The sequence below is a fragment of the Ramlibacter sp. G4-7 genome, assembly GCF_057784995.1.
Window position 1 is genome coordinate 165907 of sequence record NZ_JBYNTT010000008.1, and the last position, 17106, is coordinate 183012.

A 17106-nucleotide genomic window follows, 5' to 3' on the forward strand; every position below is an offset into this window, starting at 1 on the left:
GCAGCGCCGAAGACGAAGTCGGCAAGCGTGGGGGCATTGATATGGCGGAGGCACTGCACGAACTCTCCGCGCCCGCGCTGATCGAGCTGTACCGCCGGCGGGAAGTCTCGCCGGTCGACGTCGCCCGCAGCGTCCTGGGCCACGTCGAACGCTGGGAGCACCACCTGCAGGCGCTGTACCTGCTGCGGCCCGACCTCGTCCTGGAGCAGGCGCGCGCGAGCGAAGCGCGCTGGCGCCAGGGGCAGCCGCTCGGCCTGATCGACGGCGTGCCCGTCACGGTCAAGGACAACATCGCCACGCGCGGCGACCCGACGCCCCTGGGCACCGCGGCGACCGAGCTGGTTCCCTCCACCAGCGACGCGCCCCCCGCGGCGCGCGTGCGCGAGCACGGCGGCGTGATCCTCGCCAAGACCACCATGCCGGACTACGGCATGCTGTCCTCGGGGCTGTCGAGCTTCCACAAGCTGGCCCGCAATCCCTGGGACCGCAGCAAGACCCCGGGCGGCTCCAGTGCCGGCGCGGGCGCGGCGGCGGCGGCCGGCTACGGCCCGCTGCACCTGGGCACCGACATCGGCGGCTCCTTGCGCCTGCCGGCGGGCTGGTGCGGGATCTTCACCCTCAAGCCCAGCCTGGGCCGCATCCCGATCGATCCGCCTTACACGGGGCGGGCCGCGGGACCGATGACGCGCACCGTCGCCGACGCCGCGCTGCTGATGGACGTGCTCGCGCGCCCGGACGACAGGGACAGCATGAGCCTGCCCGCGCAGGACATCGCCTGGTCGCGCTTCGACGCGGGCGTGGAGCGGCTGCGCGGCCTGCGCATCGGCCTGCTGCTGGAGGCGGGCTGCGGCCTGGCCGTGGAGCCGGAGGTGCGCGCCGCCATCGAGCGGGCGGCGCTGCTCTTCGAACGCGCCGGCGCGGTGGTCGCGCCCATGAAGCCCTTCATGACGCAAGGCATGCTCGACGGCATGGACCATTTCTGGCGCATGCGCTCGCACGTGGACATGCGCGCGCTGCCGCCGGAGGTGAAGGCGCGCGTGCTGCCCTACATCCAGAAATGGGCCGACAGCGCCGCGGGCCTCAGTGGCGAGGCGGTGTTCCGCGCGGTGCACCAGTTCCACCTCACGCGGGTGGCCACGGTCAACGCCTGCCGGCCCTTCGACTTCGTGCTTTCGCCCACCTCGCCGGTGCCGGCCTTCGCCGCCGACCTGCCCTCGCCCACCAACGACCCGCTGCGGCCCCTGGAGCACATCGGCTTCACGGTGCCCTTCAACATGTCGGAGCAGCCGGCGGCCTCCATCAACTGCGGCTACACGAAGTCGGGCCTGCCGATCGGGCTGCAGATCGCCGGCAAGCGCTTCGACGACCTGGGCGTGCTGCAGGTCGCGCGCGCCTTCGAGCAGTTGCGCGAGCCGCAGCGGCCCTGGCCGCAACCGCCCTCGGAAGCCGTCCACCATGTGGACTGAGGTCCTCGGCAACCCGGTCACGCTGCGCGACGCGGCGAGCCGGGTGCCGCTGGACGCCTTCGTCGAAGGTTTCATCGCGAGCGAGGCGCGTGCCGCCGACATCCTGCAGGCGCAGGACGATGGCAGCGCCATGGTGCAGGCCTGCTGCGCGGCGCTGCACATGTTCGCGGAGACGGCCGATGCGCCAGGCAACGCCCGCCCCTTCCTCGCGCGCGCCCAGGCCGCGGCCGGCGAAGCCACGGAACGCGAGCAACGCTTCGTCGCGGCAGTGGCCGCCTGGGTCGAGGGTGACCTGGCGCGCGCGATCGCGCTGCACGAGGAGCAGGCCCGCTCCTTCCCCCGTGACCTGGTGTCGCTGAAGCTGGGGCAGTACCACCTGTTCAACCGCGGCGACGCGCCCGGCATGCTGCGCCTGGCGCTGCACGCCCTGCCGGCCGCCGCCGACGTGCCCTACCTGCACGGCATGCTGGCCTTCGCCTGGGAACAATGCCATTTCTTGGAGCAGGCCGAAGCCAGCGCGCGCGAGGCGATCGCCATGCGCCGCAAGGAGCCCTGGGCGCACCATGCGCTGGCCCACGTGATGCTCACGCAAGGGCGGCTGGCCGAAGGGCACGCATTCCTCGCCGAGATGAGTTCCACCTGGACCGGCCTGAACTCCTTCATGGTCACGCACAACTGGTGGCACCAGGCGCTGTTCGCGCTGGACCTGGACCGCAGCGACGAGGTCCTGGCCATCTACGACCGACACGTCTGGGCCGAGGTCAAGGAGTACAGCCAGGACCAGGTGAATGCGGTGTCCCTGCTCGCGCGGGCCGAACTCGCCGGCATGGAGGTCGGCGATCGCTGGCAGGAGCTGGGCGGCTACCTCGCGCGGCGCGCGCACGACCATGTGCTGCCCTTTCTCGACCTGCAGTACCTCTATGGGCTGGCGAAAGCCGGCCGCCAGGACGCGGCGCGCGCCTGGCTCGCCAGCATCGAAGCGCATGCGCTCGGTCGCCAGGGCACCGAAGCCACCCTGTGGCGGCGCGTGTGCGTTCCAGCCGCGCGCGGCCTGCTCGCGCATGCGAACGGCGACTGGCAGACCGCCGTCGAAGCGCTGGGCCACGCACTGCCGCGCCTGGTGGAGATCGGCGGCAGCCATGCGCAGCGCGACCTGTTCGCGCAGGTCCACCTCGATGCCATGGTGAGGAGCGGGCATCTTGCGGGCGCGCAGAACGTCCTGCAGCCGCAGTTGCGCGGGCAGCCCGAATCCAAGCGCCTGCAACGGCAGGCGAAGCAGCTCTACGCGGCCCTGGGCTTGCCCGGCTTGCCCGCGTACCTGCGCTGGTCGTAGACCGGTTGCGGCGGCAGGTCGTCGAGGTGCCGCGTGTCGGCCCAGGCCGCGATCTCGAACTTGCCCCCGCGCACGCGGATGCGGTTCAGGCCCGCATTCGGGATCTCGGTTTTCCGCGGACCGTTGAGGCCCAGCGAGCGCGCCGTGCGGTAGACCATGTCCAGCACGCCGCCGTGCGTGACCACCACCACGGTCTGCCCCGCATGCGCGGCCGCGAGGCGGTGCAGCGCCGCGATCACGCGCGCGTGGAAAGCCTTCGTCGACTCGCCCTGCGGCATGGCGAAGTCCTCCTCGAAGCGCAGCCAGCCGGCCCAGGCTTCGGGGTGGTCGCGCTGGATGTCCTCCACGCGCATGCCATCGACCTGGCCGAAGTCCTGCTCGCGCAGGCCCGCCTCGGTGATGTAGGGGATGGCGAGGCGGCCGGCGATGGGCTCCGCGGTCTGGCAGGCGCGCAGCAGGTCGCTGACGTAGACGGCATCGGCCTTCTCGCCCGCCATGCGCGTGCCCAGGCGCCTCGCCTGTTCGTGGCCCATCGCGTTCAGCCCCACGTTGACCTGGCCCTGGAAGCGCAGCTCCCGGTTCATGTCGGTTTCGCCGTGGCGGATCAGCACCAGTTCCGTCATGCAGCAAATTATCCGGATCGGCGCGCCGTGCAGAATGGGCGCCAACCCGCGAGCGCGCACTATTTCTCGCCATGACCACCTTGATGCTGATTCCGGGGCTTGCCGGCAACGAAACGATGTGGCGCGCGCAGCTCTCGGCGCTCGCGCGCTGGCAGCCGCGCGTGTCGGACGTGCACCGGCGCGCGGACAGCATCCCGGCGATGGCGGCCTTGCTGCTCGCTGAAAACCCGGGGCCGCTGGTGCTGTGCGGCGCGTCCATGGGCGGCATGGTGGCGATGGAAGCCGCCCGCCAGGCGCCGGAGCGCGTGGCCGGCCTCGCGCTGCTGGGAACCGACGCGCGCGCGGATTCCCCGGAGATGACCGCGCTGCGCGAGGCCGCCATCGTGCTGTTCGCGCAGGACCGCGTGCGCGAGGTCATCGAGCCGAACGTGGCGATGGCGTTCCACCCGGACAACGCAGCTTCGCTGGCGCGGGAGTACCTGGATTTCGTGCTCGCCGCCGGCAGCGCGCAGTTGATCCGCCAGAACCGCGCCGTGATCGACCGGCCCGATGCGCGCGATCACCTGCCGCGCCTGCGCTGCCCGGTGCTGGTGATGTGCGGCGAGGCCGACCTGCTCACGCCGCCCGAGCGCTCGCGCGAGATCGCGGCGCTGGCGCCGCAGGCCCGGCTGGTGATGGTGCCACGGTGCGGACACATGTTGACGATGGAGCGGCCGGAGATGGTGAATGCCACCCTGGTCGAATGGCTGGCCGACATCGCATCGATGTCACCCCGGGCCTGACCCGGGATCCATGCCGTTCAATCCCGCCCGAGGCTCTTGACCTTGTCGATCAGCCTTTGCTGCACCGAGGCCGACACGAACTGGTGGACCTCGCCGCCCAGCACCGCGATCTCGCGCACGAAGGTGCTGCTGATGAACTGGTACTTGTCGCTGGGGGTGAGGAAGACGGTCTCGACGTCCGGCATCAGGTGGCGGTTCATGCCGGCGAGCTGGAACTCGTAGTCGAAGTCGGTGACCGCGCGCACGCCGCGCACCATGGCCTTGCCGCCGCGTGCCACGACGAAATCGCGCACCAGGCCGCTGAAGCCTTCGACCGTCACCTGCGGGTAGTCCTTGAGCGCTTCGCGCGCCATGTCGATGCGTTCCTGCATCGTGAACAGCGACTTCTTGTGGTGGCCGGCGGCGACCGCGACGATCATGCGGCCGAACAGCTGGCAGGCGCGATGGACCACGTCCTCGTGGCCCAGGGTCATGGGGTCGAAAGTGCCGGGGTAGACGGCGATGACGTCGTGGGCCATGGAGCTCTCCTCATCGCCTGGGGGCGCGCGTTCGGACCGTTTGCTGCGCCGGATTATGCAACCGGACGCAACAGGTGGCCGTGAACAGCCCCGGCCTTGAGGTGGCGCACCAGTTCGAGCCGGTACGCCGCCAGCACCTTGGCGTCCCAGGCGGCGGGCGCTTCCAGGTAGACAAAGCCAGAGGCGGCGACCGCCGGCCGCGCCGCCGCCAGGGCCTTGTCGAACAGGCCGGCCTCGAAAGGCGGGTCCAGGAACACCAGGTCCACGCTGGCCGGCGGCAGCGCCGCCAGCACCGTGAGCGCATTGCCTCGCTGCACGCGGACGTTGCCCGCCTGCAGCTTCGTCGCGAGCGCCCGCAGCTGGTCGACCAGGGCGCCTTCGGCTTCGACCAGCAGCACGTCGGCGGCGCCGCGGGACGCCGCTTCCAGGCCCAGCGCGCCGGTGCCGGCGAAGGCGTCCACGCAACGCCAGCCGGCGAGGTCCTGGCCCAGCCAGTTGAACAGGGTTTCGCGCACGCGGTCGGGCGTGGGGCGCAGTCCGGGGCGGTCGGCCACCGGCAGCGGGGTGCGTTTCCACAGGCCGCCGATGATCCGGACCTGGTTCGGCAGGCTGCGGCGGGCGGGGGCGGCGGGTCGGGGCATCGCGGGAGCTTACCCGCGCGCCGGCAAAAAAAAGGGTGCGGCCTGGGCCGCACCCCACACTCTCCCTGGAAAACCATCTCTGGCTTGGACACCAGACGCGTGACAGCGCCAGGCCATTGTTCAAGGTGGCGCGCCGCCGTGCGCGCCTACCCCTGTCAATCTTGACAGGGGCCCACCCAAAGGGAGGAGGCTTACTGTCGGCTGGCAGCGACGTCGCCGCCGACAACCACCGTGACCATGCGGTCCGGCTGCAGCTTGCGCGCGAAAGCAGCCTTGATCTCCGCGGCCGTGACCTTCTCGACCTGCCTGGTCCAGGTGTCCAGGTAGTCCAGCGGCAGGTCGTACCAGGCGATGTTGGCCAGGTTGTCCAGCAGCTTGCGGTTGCTGTCGATGCGCAGGGCGAAGCCGCCGATCATGAAGTCCTTGGCCGCCTTGAGTTCCGCCTCCGTCGGCCCTTCGGCGACGAAGCGCCGCAGCACGTCGCGCGAGACCTGCACGGCCTGCGCCGCCTGGTCCGGCCGGGTCTGCAGCCCGAGGGTGAAGGCGCCTGCGTGCAGGGCCGGTGCGAAGTAGCTGTACACGCTGTAGCTCAGGCCCCGCTTCTGCCGCACCTCTTCGGCCAGGCGCGAGACGAAACCGCCGCCGCCCAGCGTGTAGTTGCCCACCAGCAGGGGGAAGTAGTCCGGATCGGCGCGCCGGTAACCGGGTTGCCCGATCAGGACATGCGCCTGCGCGGAGGCGAAGGGGATGTTGCGCTCCGCCGCGGCGGCAAGCGGCGCCACTTCGGTCACGGGCGGCAGCGGCTGGCAGGTGCCGGCGGGCAGGCGCGAGAGCAGCGTCGTCACGATCTGGTCGGCCTGGGCGCGGTTTACCGCGCCGACAACGCTCACCTTGGCGCGGCAAGGCTGCACCACCTTGTAGAAGTCGCGCATGTCCTGCACGGTGATGCGGTTCAGGGAGGCTTCCGTCGTGTCGTAGCCATAGGGATGCGTGCCGTACACCGCTTGCGCGAAGGCGCGCCCGGCAATCGTGCCCGGACGCGTGTTGGCCTCGCGGATGGACGCCGCCCAGCGCTGGCGATCGCGCTGCCAGACCGCCTCGGGAAACGAGGGCTCGCCCAGCTGGCGCGCACCCAGCGCCACCGCCTTGGCCAGCAGGTCCGGGTAGGTCAGCGAGCGCAGCGTGAAACTCATGCGGTCCTGCCCCGAGCTCGCGCCGAAGCCGGCGCCCAGGTCGGCCCAGGCTTCGCCGAGCTGGTTCTCGTCCAGCGCGGGCTCGCCGTTGCGCGCGGCGACGCCCTTGGAGCTCATGCTCGCCGTGGCGCCGGCCAGGCCCGCCTTCTCGGCCGGGTCGCGCCGGTCGCCGGCGTCGAAGTCGACTTCCACGTCGAGGATGGGAAGGCCGGGGCTTTCGATCAGCCACACCTGGGCGCCGCTGGCCTGCTGCCACTTCTGGATCGGCAGGGCCGCCGCGGCAGGCAGGGCGATGAAGAGGGCCAGGCTCGCGCCGGCCACGATTCGTGTGATGCGCATGTTCTTGTTGTCCTTAGTGGCGGGCACCGGCGGCGGGCTGGCGGGGTTTGCGGTTCGGGTCGACCGGCAAGGGCCGCAGGATGCCCACGGACAGCTGCTCGTCGCCGAAGTAGCGGCCGGCGACCGACTTCACCTGGTCGGCGGTGACCTCGCGCAGGCGCGCCATGAGGCGGTCGTCGGCGTCGATCGGCAGCCCCAGGATCCAGGCGCCTCCGAGTTCGCGCGCCTGGTTCATCACCGAGTCCAGCTTGTAGATCTCGCCGGCGATCCAGCGGGTCTTGACGCGGTTCAGTTCCGCCTCGGTGACGCCGTCGCGCGCCACGCGGGCGACCTGCTCGCGCAGGGCCGCCTCGACCTGCTCCGGCGTCTTGCCGGGCGCGGGCACGCCCGAGAGCGTGAACAGCTGCGGGCCGCGCCCCCACAGGCCGTTGCCCGCGTCCACGCTGTCCGCCACGCGGTCGGCCCCCTGCGTCAGGGCGCGATCGAGGCGCGCGCCTTCGTAGCCATCGAGCACCGCAGCCAGCACCGTGAGCGCCAGGGCATCGTCGTTCTCCGGCGTCTTGTCGAAGGAGCGCAGCTGCGGCACCTTGAAGGCCAGGCCCACGTACGCCTGTTCGGCGGGCGCCTTGAACTCCAGGCGGCGGATGCCGTTCTGCTCGGGCTCCTCGCGCGGCTTGCGCGGCGGCACGGGGCGCGCCGGGATGCTGCCGTAGTACTTGTCCACCAGGCGGCGCACCTGCTGCGGGTCGACGTCACCGGCAATGACGACGGCCGCATTGGCCGGCGTGTACCAGCGGCGGTAGAAGTCGCGCGCCTCCTGCGCGGTCATGGCATCGAGGTCGCTCATCCAGCCCGCCACCGGACGCCGGTAGGGCGAGGCGATGTAGGCGACGGCGCTGAGCTGCTCGTAGAGCTGCGCGCGCGGGTTGTCCTCGGTGCGGCTGCGGCGCTCCTCCTTCACGACTTCCAGCTCGCGCTTGAATTCGTCGTCGGGCCACTGGTTGTGCGCGAAGCGGTCCGACTCCAGCCGGATCACGTCCTCCAGCTTGTTCGCCGGGATCTGCTGGAAGTAGCCGGTGTTGTCGCGGGTCGTGAAGGCGTTCTCGCGGCCGCCGAGCGCGGCGACCTTGCGCGAGAACTCGCCCGGCCCGGTGTTCGGCGTGCCCTTGAACATCATGTGTTCCAGCACGTGGGCCACGCCGGAGCTGCCGTCGACCTCGTCCATCGAACCGACGCGGACGTAGACCATGTGGACGGCGGTGGGCGCGCGCCGGTCCGGCTTGACGATCACCGTCATGCCGTTGGCGAGCTTGTACTCCAGGGGCTTCTCCTGGGCGGGGGCCGGGCCGGTGATCTGGGCACCGGCTGGCGGCAAGAGAAGCAGCGGAACCGAGGCGAGGAGGGGGAGGAGGACTGCGCGGAGGTGCGGTTTCATAGAATCGTGTGATTCTAGAAACGGTTTCGATGTTCAGCTTCTTCCGGAAAAAACCGCCGGCCACGCCGGCGCCGGTCCCCGCCAGCACCGCCCCCGTCGCGCCTCCGGCACCGGCGCCGGTGGTGGCGCCTGCGCCCCTGCCGCCTGCCCGGCCGGCCCCGCCACCCGCGCCACCACAGGGCGGCGGACTGATCGGCAGCGCGCTGGTCGCGCCCATGGAGATCCCGGTCGCCGCGGAAGTCCCGGCCGAGCGGCAGAGCTGGATGGAACGGCTGAGCGCCGGCCTGCGCAAGACCGGGTCCAGCATTTCCCAGGTCTTTACCGGAGCGCAGATCGACGACGCGCTTTACGAAGAGCTGGAAACGGCGCTGCTGCTGGCCGACACGGGCGTGGGCGCGACCGCTTACCTGCTGGCCGAAGTCAAGCGCAAGGTGGCCGCCTCGGGCGCGACGCGGCCGGTCCAGGCCAAGAACATCCTGGTGGACGCGCTGACCCAGCTGCTCAAGCCGCTGGAGAAGCCGCTGACCATCGGCGAGCACGTGCCCACCGTGATCATGGTCGCGGGCGTCAACGGCGCCGGCAAGACGACCTCCATCGGCAAGCTCACCAAGCACCTCGCCGACGACGGCGAGACCGTGCTGCTGGCCGCCGCGGACACCTTTCGGGCGGCCGCCAAGGAGCAGCTTGCCATCTGGGCCGACCGCAACCGGGTGGAGATCGTCAGCCAGGAAGGCGGCGACCCCGCGGCCGTGAGCTTCGACGCGGTGAGCGCGGGCAAGGCGCGCCGCAAGGACGTGGTCATCGTCGACACGGCGGGCCGGCTCCCCACGCAGCTGCACCTGATGGAGGAACTGCGCAAGATCAAGCGCGTGGTCACCAAGGCGGACGCGAGCGCGCCGCACGAGGTGCTGCTGGTGATCGACGGCAACACCGGCCAGAACGCGGTGGCCCAGGTCAAGGCCTTCGACAACGTGCTGCAGCTCACCGGCCTGATCGTCACCAAGCTCGATGGCACCGCCAAAGGCGGCGTGCTGGCCGCGATCGCGCAGGAAAGGCCGGTCCCCGTCTACTTCATCGGCGTGGGCGAGAAGCTCGAGGACCTGGAGACCTTCAGCGCGCGCGAGTTCGCGCTGGCCTTGCTGGCCTGAGCCGCATCAGCGGTGCGCCACCTGCGAATGGCGCTGTGGCGCGGCTTGCTGTTGCTGCTGCTGCTCCTTCTTCTTCGCCTGGTGGTGGCCCACGGCGCAACCGGCCGCGGCACCCAGCACGCCGTGGTGGCCGATGAAGTGGCCCGCGACGCCGCCGGCGGCGGCGCCCTTGAGGCAACCCTTCGCACTGGCGCCGGTGGAGAACGCGGCGAGCGCCACGCACAGGGAGATGCCGACCATCTGGACTTTTTTCATGGTGTGTGTTCCTCGGTAAGTCGAAGCATCACCATGCCGCGCGCCCTGCGTGCCGCGGGTGAGAGCCCGCCACCAATTCGCGTCAGCGCTGCACCGACCCCGGCAGCGAGACCTGCTGCGCGACCCAGTCGAAGTAGGCGCGGCTCGCCTGCAGGGTCACGGCCAGGAACTGCGGCACCTCGTAGGGATGCCGCTCCCCGAAGAAGGCCTGCAAGGCCCCGGCGCAGGCCACCAGGGTCTTGATCGTCAGCCGCACTTCCGCGTCTTCGCAAAGCCGGCCTTCCCAGCGGTAGAACGAGGTCAGGCGGGGTTCCACCTGCACGCAGGCGGCCAGGCGCTGGTCCAGGAGCGCGCGGGCCAGCGCCTGGGCGTCCGCCAGCGAACCGACGGTCGTGGTGACGCTCAGAATGTCCAGATCTTTACAGTCTTCCATGGCGACGGCCTCCCAGAATCGGGCATTGTCCGTCCCCCGGAGCGCCCCATGTCCACGCTGACCGAGCCCGCCAGCCCCGCCCCGCGCCGGGTCGACCAGCTGCTCGCCCACTACGAGGAGAGCCACCGCAACCCGCGCAACGAGCGGATCCACTTCGTGGCGATCCCGCTGATCATGCTCAGCCTGCTGGGCCTGCTCTTCGCGATCCATCCCTGGGCGGCCTACCTGCTGGTGCTGGGCAGCATGGTCTACTACGCGCGGCTCTCGACCCCGTTCCTGGTTGCCATGGCGGCGGCGTCGGTCTTGGGGCTGGCGCTCGTCCATCGGATGGGTGAGTACCGACTCACCGTGTGCGTGGCGCTGTTCGTCGGCGGCTGGATCGCCCAGTTCGTGGGCCACCGGATCGAGGGCAGGAAGCCCAGCTTCTTCGAGGACTTGCAATACCTGCTGGTGGGACCCATCTTCGTGCTGAGCAAGCTGTTCCTGAAGCTCGGCATTCGCTGGTAGCGCCCCGCCTGGGACAGCACGCCACCCCGACAGGCGTCTCCCACTGCCGGTCGGCTCGCATGCCTACGGAACCCTTTGCTTAGCAGTCTGTCCAACAGAGTGCTAAGATTTTCACAAGCAAAAAGGAGATTCCGGTATGTCCTCACAAGTTGGAGCCTCGGGCACCACGGCGCTGGCAGTGGCCAGCCCCTGGGCCGTCGTTCCGTCGCTGGGCAACCTGGACGCATACATCTCGGCAGTCAACCGGCTGCCGATGCTGACGGCGGAGGAAGAGCAGGAGTTCGCGAAGAAGTTCAGGGAGAGCAACGACCTGGAAGCCGCCGGGAAGCTGGTGCTGTCGCACCTGCGCCTGGTCGTGTCCGTCTCGCGCAAGTACCTGGGCTACGGCCTGCCCCACGGCGACCTGATCCAGGAAGGCAACATCGGCCTGATGAAGGCGGTCAAGCGCTTCGACCCGAACCAGGGCGTGCGCCTGGTGAGCTACGCGCTGCACTGGATCCGCGCGGAGATCCACGAGTACATCCTGAAGAACTGGCGCATGGTCAAGGTCGCGACGACCAAGGCCCAGCGCAAGCTGTTCTTCAACCTGCGCTCGATGAAGCAGGGCTTCAAGGACGAGGCCGACGCGGAGACCCACCGCGAGACGCTCACGGACGCGCAGATCGAGGTGATGGCGCGCGAGCTGAACGTCAAGCGCGAGGAAGTGATCGAGATGGAGACCCGCATGTCGGGCGGCGACGTGGTCCTGGACCCCGGCCCCGCGGACGACGGCGAGGAAAGCTTCGGCCCGATCGCCTACCTGGCCGACTCGAACCATGAGCCGACGGCGGAACTGGAAAACCGCGAGCGCGACGCGATGGCCAGCGAAGGCATCGCCCAGGCGCTGGAGCAGCTCGACCCGCGCAGCCGCCGCATCGTCGAGGAGCGCTGGCTGAAGGTGAACGACGACGGCTCGGGCGGCATGACGCTGCACGAACTGGCGGCCGAATACGGCGTGTCGGCCGAGCGCATCCGCCAGATCGAAGTGGCGGCCATGAAGAAGATGCGCAAGGCGCTCGTCGCCTACGCCTGACCGCCTGGCGGCGGCGCTGAAGAAAGCCCGGCACTGCCGGGCTTTTTTTTGTTGTATCTGCGCCCGCGTAAACGTTTTTTCTGCATGCCGACGCGGCCAGCTCATCCTGGGGCTGCAACAATTCCAGCATGAGGAGGAGTGCTCTTGGCGTCCTGTGCGCCATCTGGCTCTGGTGCGCCTCCTGCTGGGGCGGCACCCCGGCCGCGTTCGCGGAAGAAACCGCGGCTCTCGCGCGCCCCGCGCCCATCGCCGTCGGCGGCGAGACCGCCTGGGCCCCCTTGAACGGCAGGAGCGTCTACTGGTTCGACGCCGATGGCGGCGCCACGGTCGACCAGGTGGAAGCCCGCTCCGACACCCTGCCCTGGCGCGTGCGCAAGCGCGAACCGCATGACCGCGTGCTGGGCGGCGCCTACTGGATCCAGTTCGAGGCCACCGCGCCCGTCAGCGAGCACTGGTACCTGGAACTGAACACGGCCTTCTACGACCACGTCCAGATGTTCTACCGCGACCGGCGGGGCAACTGGGTCACGCAGCAATCCGGCACCACGCACGCCGTGTCCGACTGGTCGGTGCCCGGCCGGCTGCCCACCTTCGCGCTCGCCGTGGACGACCCGCGGCCCATGCGCTACTACGTGCGCATCCAGGACGATCGTGCCGACCTCTCGGCGCCGGCCACCCTGCTGCGCGAGGACGCGTTGCAGGCCAGCCGCGAGCGCGAGCAGTTCCTGTTCGGCACCTACTTCGGTCTGGCGGCACTGATCACGATCGCCGCCTTCGTCAATGGCCTGCTGTACCGGGACCGGGGATTCCTGGCCTTCGGCCTGTACACGCTGCTGCTCGCCGCCGGCCAGCTGGGACGCTCCGGCGTGCTCGCGCAGCACCTGTGGCCCGAGCTGCCGGGATGGAACGGCATGGCGCTCGCGCTGTGGCCGGGTGCGGCCACGGCGGCGGCCCTGTGGTTCGTGAAGGTCGTGACGGAGCCGGTGCGCCTGTCCCGCGCCCTGGACCTGGGCGTGTGGGCCCTGATCGCGGCGCTGCTCGCGGCGGTGGCGGTCGACATCGTCGTCATCACGCGCGTGAGCATGCTGCTGGTGCTCGTGCTCACCGGCCTGTCGCTGCTCGCCATCGCCAGCATGCTGGCCTGGGGCTTCGTCGACAGCCGCGAGCACCACAGCCGCATGCTGGCGCTCGGCTTCGTGCCGGTGCTGCTGATGGCGATCTTCCCGCTCTCGCGCGGCCTGGGCCTGGTGCCGAGCAGCACGCTCACCCGCTACGGCCTGTACATGGCGGCCGTGATCGAGCTGCCCGTCCTGTTCTACGCCCTGCACCGCAGGCTGATGGCCTTCCGCGAATCCACGCTGCGGGCGAACGCCCTGTCGCGCACGGACCCGCTGACCGGCCTGCCCCACCGCCGCGGCCTGGTGGAGCGGCTGGAGTCCAGCCTCGCGCACGCACGCGGCCAGAAGCAGAACTGCGCGCTGCTGGGCGTGCGCATCTCCAACCTCGATGCCATCGCCGAGGAGTTCGGCAAGGAAGCCGCCGAGAAGGCCCTGGTCGTCGCCGCTTCGCACCTGCGCCGCACCAGCGTGGAATTCGACATGGCCGCGCGCGTGGGCGAGCGCGAGTACGCCGTGCTGCTGGAAGCGCCGGTCACGCCCCAGGCCCTGAGCTCGCGCGCGCAGCAGGTGGTGGCGAGCGGCCTGCGCCAGGTGGAGCAACTGCCCGCTGCGCTGACGCTCAAGTTCCACGTTACCGCCGCGATCCTGCCCATGCCGCAGCTCGATGGCGAAGGGACCTTGCAGTGGGTGATGGGTGCCCTGGACCAGATGAACCAGGACGCCAAGAAACTGATCAAGCCGCTGAATTTCTGATCCCAGCGGTGGGGTGCCCGCTGGCGCTTACCGAGCGGGCCTTCTGCTCCACGATGCTCCGCTGCGCCCGCCTGACGATGTACTGCGTCGCCGGCGGCACCTTCCCCCGGCCCCAGCCGTCGCACACCTGCCGCACCCAGTCCGGTTGCGTCTTCGCGGCGTCGTTGAGCCAGTTCGCCACCGAGTTCTGGACGTAGCGGCTGGCGTCCGCCTTCAGTGGCTCCAGCAGCGGCAAACCGCGCCAGGGCTCGCGCTTCAGGGTGTCGATCTGCGCGCACCACACGCCCCGCGGGCGCGTGGCTTCGCTCGCAAAGCGCCGGATGTTGGGGTCGCGGTGCGTGGCCCAGGACTGCAGCAGCCGCACGGCGGTTTCCACGTCACCCGCGATCTCGTCGCGCACCGCCATCCAGGCCATCTCGCGCACGCCGAAATGCGGATCGGCCGCGAAGCGCCAGGCGGATGCCAGCTTGTCCTCCAGGGGCAGGCGGCTGAAGGCGATCCACTGCGCCGCCCAGTTGCGCGCCACGTCGCTGGTGTGCGTGGCCAGCGCGTGCGCCACCGCATCGCGATCGGCCCGCGGCTCGGTGAGGTCGTACAGCGCGCGGGCCACGTGCAGGTGCCGCTTCACCGGCGCGAACGCCGGCAGCATCGCGAAGGTGTCCTGCAGGCGCTCGTGCCCGGGGTCCAGCCCGATGTCGCGCGCCACGTTGCGCACCAGCGCCGGCAGGTCCAGTGCCAGGAACTCGTTGAGGTTGGCCGTGGGGATGCGGCCCGCATTGAGCGCCTGCAACACCTGCGGCGGGATCAGGGCGATGCGTGCCGCGCCCTTGCGTACCGGGACGGCGGTGGCGTGCGCTGCGCTCACCACCCCGGCACCTCAAGCCTTCTGCGCGAGCAGCAGCTTCAGGTCGTCGGCAAGCACCTGCGGGCCGTTGCCGTAGCGGCTGTACAGCCGCAGCCGCCCCTGCGGGTCGTACACGTAGCTGGCCGCCGTGTGCTCCATGGTGTAGTTGCCCGGCGTCTTGGTGTCCACGCGCTTGTAGTAGACCTTGTAGTCCCTGGCCACGGCGGCCGTCTGCGCCGCATCGCCGCGCAGCGCGATCATGTCGGGGCCGAAGTTGGCCATGTAGGCCTTGAGCAGCTCCGGCGTGTCGCGCTCGGGATCGATCGTGATGAACACGCCCTGGACCTTGCTGCCGTCCGCGCCCAGCACCTTCTTGGCCTCCGCGATCTCGCTGAGCGTGGTGGGGCACACGTCGGGGCACTGCGTGAAGCCGAAGAAAACCACCACGGCCTTGCCCTGGAAGTCCTTGAGCGTGCGCACCTTGCCCTCGGTGTCCGGCAAGGCGAAGCCCTTTGCGTAGTCGGCCCCGGTGATGTCGACGGCCTTGAACTGCGGCTTGGCGGCCTCGGGCGCGCAGGCCGCGACGGCCGAAGCGGCAAGCGTGAGAAGGGCGGTGCGTCGCAGCATGGCGGCCTCAGAGGTAGTGGTCGACGAGCAGCGCGGCGAACAGCGCGCTCAGGTGGATCAGCGAAAAGCGGAAGGTCTTGCGCGCCAGCGCGTCGGAGTACTCGCGCCAGAGCCGGAAGCCGTGCCAGGCAAAGCCGGCGCTGAGCACCAGGGCCGCCGCGAGGTACAGCCAGGAACTCATGCCGTACGCGAAGGGCATCAGGCAGGCGGCGAACAGCACGATCGTGTACAGCAGGATCTGCAGGCGGGTGAATTCGTTGCCGTGCGTCACCGGCAGCATGGGCAGCCCCGACTTGCGGTAGTCCTCCACCCGGTACAAGGCCAGCGCCCAGAAGTGCGGCGGGGTCCACAGGAAGATGATCAGGAACAGGATCAGCGCCTCCGGCCCCACGTCGCCGCGCAGCGCCGCCCAGCCCAGCACCGGCGGCATGGCGCCCGAGGCGCCGCCGATGACGATGTTCTGCGGCGTGAGCGGCTTGAGGATCACCGTGTAGATCACCGCGTACCCCACGAAGGTGGCGAGCGTGAGCCACATGGTGAGCGGATTCACGAACGCGTACAAGAGCCAGGAGCCCGCCGCGCACAGGACGGCGGAAAAAAGAAGTGTCTGACGGTCACCGAGCTCGCCCTTGGCGGTGGGCCGCCAGGCGGTGCGGCGCATCTTCGCGTCGATGCCCTTCTCCACCAGGCAGTTGAAGGCCGCGGCCGCGCCGGCGACCAGCCAGATGCCGAAGCAGGCGATGGCGGCGATGCGCACGTCCTCCCACGAAGGCAGCCCCGGGACCGCCAGCACCATGCCGATGAGGGCACAGAACACGATCAGCTGGATCACCCGCGGCTTCATCAGCGCGTAGAACTGGCGCACGACGGAGACGTTCATGCGGACACCTCGCGTGGCCGCATGGCGGCACTGGCTTGCGTCGTTGCCGCCCGGCTTTCCCGCAGCGCCCACGTGAGTGCCACGACCAGCGCCGCGGCTCCCCCCGTGTGCGCGACGGCGCCGACGATGGGCCATCCCAGCACCACGTTGGACAGCCCGCTGGCGAGCTGCCACAGCGCCAGGCCCGCGACCACGCGCGCCATCGGCTGCAGCGGCCCGCGCCGCAGCTTCCAGGCGAGCACGCCCAGCACCGCGAACAGCGCGTAGGCCACGAGCCGGTGCGTGTAGTGGATCGCGGTGAGCGCGGCGAAGGTGATGTGCTCGCCCTCCCCGGTCTTGCCCAGGTCGCGCCAGAGCTCGAATCCCTGGGTGAAGTCCATCGCCGGCCACCAGCTGCCCTGGCAGGCCGGGAAGCTGCTGCAGGCGAGGACCGCGTAGTTCGTGCTGACCCAGCCGCCCAGTGCCACCTGCAGCCACAGGAGCGCGTAGGCGCCGACCAGCCAGTGCCGCGCTGACGCCGCGATGGCGAGGGCACCCGTGCCGCGCTGTGCCTGGCGATAGGCGACCGCCTGCATCGCCAGCAGCGCCAGCAGCACCATCCCGCCCAGCAGGTGCAGCGTGACGATGGCCGGGAACAGCTTCATCGTGACCGTCAGTGCGCCGAAGGCGCCCTGCAGGCACACCCACGCGAGCGTGAACGCGGGCCAGCGCGGTTGCACCGGGACCCCCTGCTTGCGCTGCAGCCAGGTCGCGAGCGCCAGCGTCGTGATCAGCACGCCGACGCCGGTGGCGAGGTAGCGGTGCACCATCTCCACCCACGCCTTGCCATGCGTCACGGGCCCGGTGGGCATGCGCGCTTCCTCGACCCGGATCTCGTGCAGCGCGCCGATCGGACTGGCGTTGCCGTAGCAGCCGGGCCAGTCGGGGCACCCCAGGCCGGAGTCGGTCAGGCGCGTGAAGGCGCCGAACAGCACCAGGTCGAAGGTGAGGAACAGCGTGAGCAGCGTGAGTGCGGCCAGGCGTTGCGCCGGCGCGGCCTTCTTGTCGCGCAGCCACACCCAGGCGATCGGGCCCGACGCCACGGCGATGCCGAGCAGCGCCAGGCGCAGCGCGGGAGCCAGGTCGTAGAGCTCACCCAT

The 17106-nt window shown here is 70.3% G+C and carries 18 protein-coding genes; 7 read left to right on the top strand and 11 right to left on the bottom strand.

All coding sequences use genetic code 11. The features are described from left to right. Positions 1–41 precede the first annotated feature (41 nt). Both AC3EGR_RS13130 and AC3EGR_RS13135 read left to right on the top strand, forming a co-directional pair. A complete protein-coding gene (locus AC3EGR_RS13130) occupies positions 42–1466 on the top strand; it encodes an amidase (protein WP_488546926.1) in 1425 nt (474 codons plus the stop codon). Then, on the top strand, positions 1456–2799 hold the full coding sequence (locus tag AC3EGR_RS13135; RefSeq protein WP_488546927.1) for a tetratricopeptide repeat protein: 1344 nt from the start codon (positions 1456–1458) through the stop codon (positions 2797–2799). Before AC3EGR_RS13130 ends, AC3EGR_RS13135 begins: the two co-directional genes overlap by 11 nt. Here AC3EGR_RS13135 and AC3EGR_RS13140 read toward each other — a convergent pair. Next, entirely contained in the window at positions 2748–3422 is a 675-nt protein-coding gene (locus AC3EGR_RS13140; RefSeq protein WP_488546928.1) for a histidine phosphatase family protein, read from the bottom strand. The genes AC3EGR_RS13135 and AC3EGR_RS13140 overlap by 52 nt on opposite strands. A gap of 71 nt (positions 3423–3493) precedes the next feature. On the opposite strand from AC3EGR_RS13140, the gene AC3EGR_RS13145 reads away from it, so the two are divergent. Then, on the top strand, positions 3494–4204 hold the full coding sequence (locus AC3EGR_RS13145; RefSeq protein ID WP_488546929.1) for an alpha/beta fold hydrolase: 711 nt from the start codon (positions 3494–3496) through the stop codon (positions 4202–4204). A gap of 17 nt (positions 4205–4221) precedes the next feature. Here the strand turns inward: AC3EGR_RS13145 and coaD are convergent, their stop codons facing one another. The 4 genes from coaD to AC3EGR_RS13165 form a co-directional block, all read right to left on the bottom strand. Beyond that, a complete protein-coding gene (gene coaD, locus AC3EGR_RS13150) occupies positions 4222–4722 on the bottom strand; it encodes a pantetheine-phosphate adenylyltransferase (protein WP_488546930.1) in 501 nt (166 codons plus the stop codon). 53 nt (positions 4723–4775) lie between these two features. Then, positions 4776–5363, bottom strand: a complete 588-nt coding sequence (rsmD, locus tag AC3EGR_RS13155; protein WP_488546931.1) for a 16S rRNA (guanine(966)-N(2))-methyltransferase RsmD — start codon at positions 5361–5363, stop codon at positions 4776–4778. A gap of 191 nt (positions 5364–5554) precedes the next feature. Further along, positions 5555–6895, bottom strand: coding sequence for a M16 family metallopeptidase (locus AC3EGR_RS13160; RefSeq protein ID WP_488546932.1), 1341 nt, complete (start codon positions 6893–6895; stop codon positions 5555–5557). A gap of 13 nt (positions 6896–6908) precedes the next feature. Further along, a complete protein-coding gene (locus AC3EGR_RS13165; RefSeq protein ID WP_488546933.1) occupies positions 6909–8330 on the bottom strand; it encodes a M16 family metallopeptidase in 1422 nt (473 codons plus the stop codon). 29 nt (positions 8331–8359) lie between these two features. On the opposite strand from AC3EGR_RS13165, the gene ftsY reads away from it, so the two are divergent. After that, positions 8360–9478 carry a signal recognition particle-docking protein FtsY gene (gene ftsY / locus AC3EGR_RS13170; RefSeq protein WP_488546934.1) on the top strand — a complete coding sequence of 373 codons (1119 nt, stop codon included), beginning with the start codon at positions 8360–8362 and terminating at the stop codon, positions 9476–9478. Between the two features lie 6 nt (positions 9479–9484). Here ftsY and AC3EGR_RS13175 read toward each other — a convergent pair whose 3' ends face one another. Next, a complete protein-coding gene (locus AC3EGR_RS13175) occupies positions 9485–9733 on the bottom strand; it encodes a hypothetical protein (protein WP_488546935.1) in 249 nt (82 codons plus the stop codon). An 82-nt stretch (positions 9734–9815) separates the two neighbouring features. Further along, entirely contained in the window at positions 9816–10166 is a 351-nt protein-coding gene (gene cutA / locus AC3EGR_RS13180) for a divalent-cation tolerance protein CutA (RefSeq protein ID WP_488546936.1), read from the bottom strand. A gap of 48 nt (positions 10167–10214) precedes the next feature. On the opposite strand from cutA, the gene AC3EGR_RS13185 reads away from it, so the two are divergent. The 3 genes from AC3EGR_RS13185 (at position 10215) to AC3EGR_RS13195 (ending at position 13616) form a co-directional block, all read left to right on the top strand. After that, on the top strand, positions 10215–10673 hold the full coding sequence (locus tag AC3EGR_RS13185) for an Mpo1 family 2-hydroxy fatty acid dioxygenase (RefSeq protein ID WP_488546937.1): 459 nt from the start codon (positions 10215–10217) through the stop codon (positions 10671–10673). A 136-nt stretch (positions 10674–10809) separates the two neighbouring features. Continuing rightward, positions 10810–11745, top strand: coding sequence for an RNA polymerase sigma factor RpoH (gene rpoH / locus AC3EGR_RS13190; protein ID WP_488546938.1), 936 nt, complete (start codon positions 10810–10812; stop codon positions 11743–11745). A 128-nt stretch (positions 11746–11873) separates the two neighbouring features. Then, complete coding sequence (locus tag AC3EGR_RS13195) at positions 11874–13616, top strand: sensor domain-containing diguanylate cyclase (protein ID WP_488546939.1); 1743 nt, start codon at positions 11874–11876, stop codon at positions 13614–13616. On the opposite strand, the gene AC3EGR_RS13200 is transcribed toward AC3EGR_RS13195, so the two are convergent. The 4 genes from AC3EGR_RS13200 to AC3EGR_RS13215 are packed head-to-tail and all read right to left on the bottom strand — an operon-like array spanning position 13597 to position 17106. Continuing rightward, positions 13597–14481, bottom strand: a complete 885-nt coding sequence (locus AC3EGR_RS13200) for a DNA alkylation repair protein (protein ID WP_488546940.1) — start codon at positions 14479–14481, stop codon at positions 13597–13599. The two genes, AC3EGR_RS13195 and AC3EGR_RS13200, sit on opposite strands and share 20 nt — an antisense overlap. A 12-nt stretch (positions 14482–14493) precedes the next feature. Then, complete coding sequence (locus tag AC3EGR_RS13205; RefSeq protein WP_488546941.1) at positions 14494–15087, bottom strand: SCO family protein; 594 nt, start codon at positions 15085–15087, stop codon at positions 14494–14496. Between the two features lie 7 nt (positions 15088–15094). Continuing rightward, positions 15095–15967, bottom strand: a complete 873-nt coding sequence (gene cyoE / locus AC3EGR_RS13210; RefSeq protein ID WP_488546942.1) for a heme o synthase — start codon at positions 15965–15967, stop codon at positions 15095–15097. After that, complete coding sequence (locus tag AC3EGR_RS13215; protein ID WP_488546943.1) at positions 15964–17106, bottom strand: COX15/CtaA family protein; 1143 nt, start codon at positions 17104–17106, stop codon at positions 15964–15966. The genes cyoE and AC3EGR_RS13215 overlap by 4 nt, the downstream gene beginning before the upstream one ends.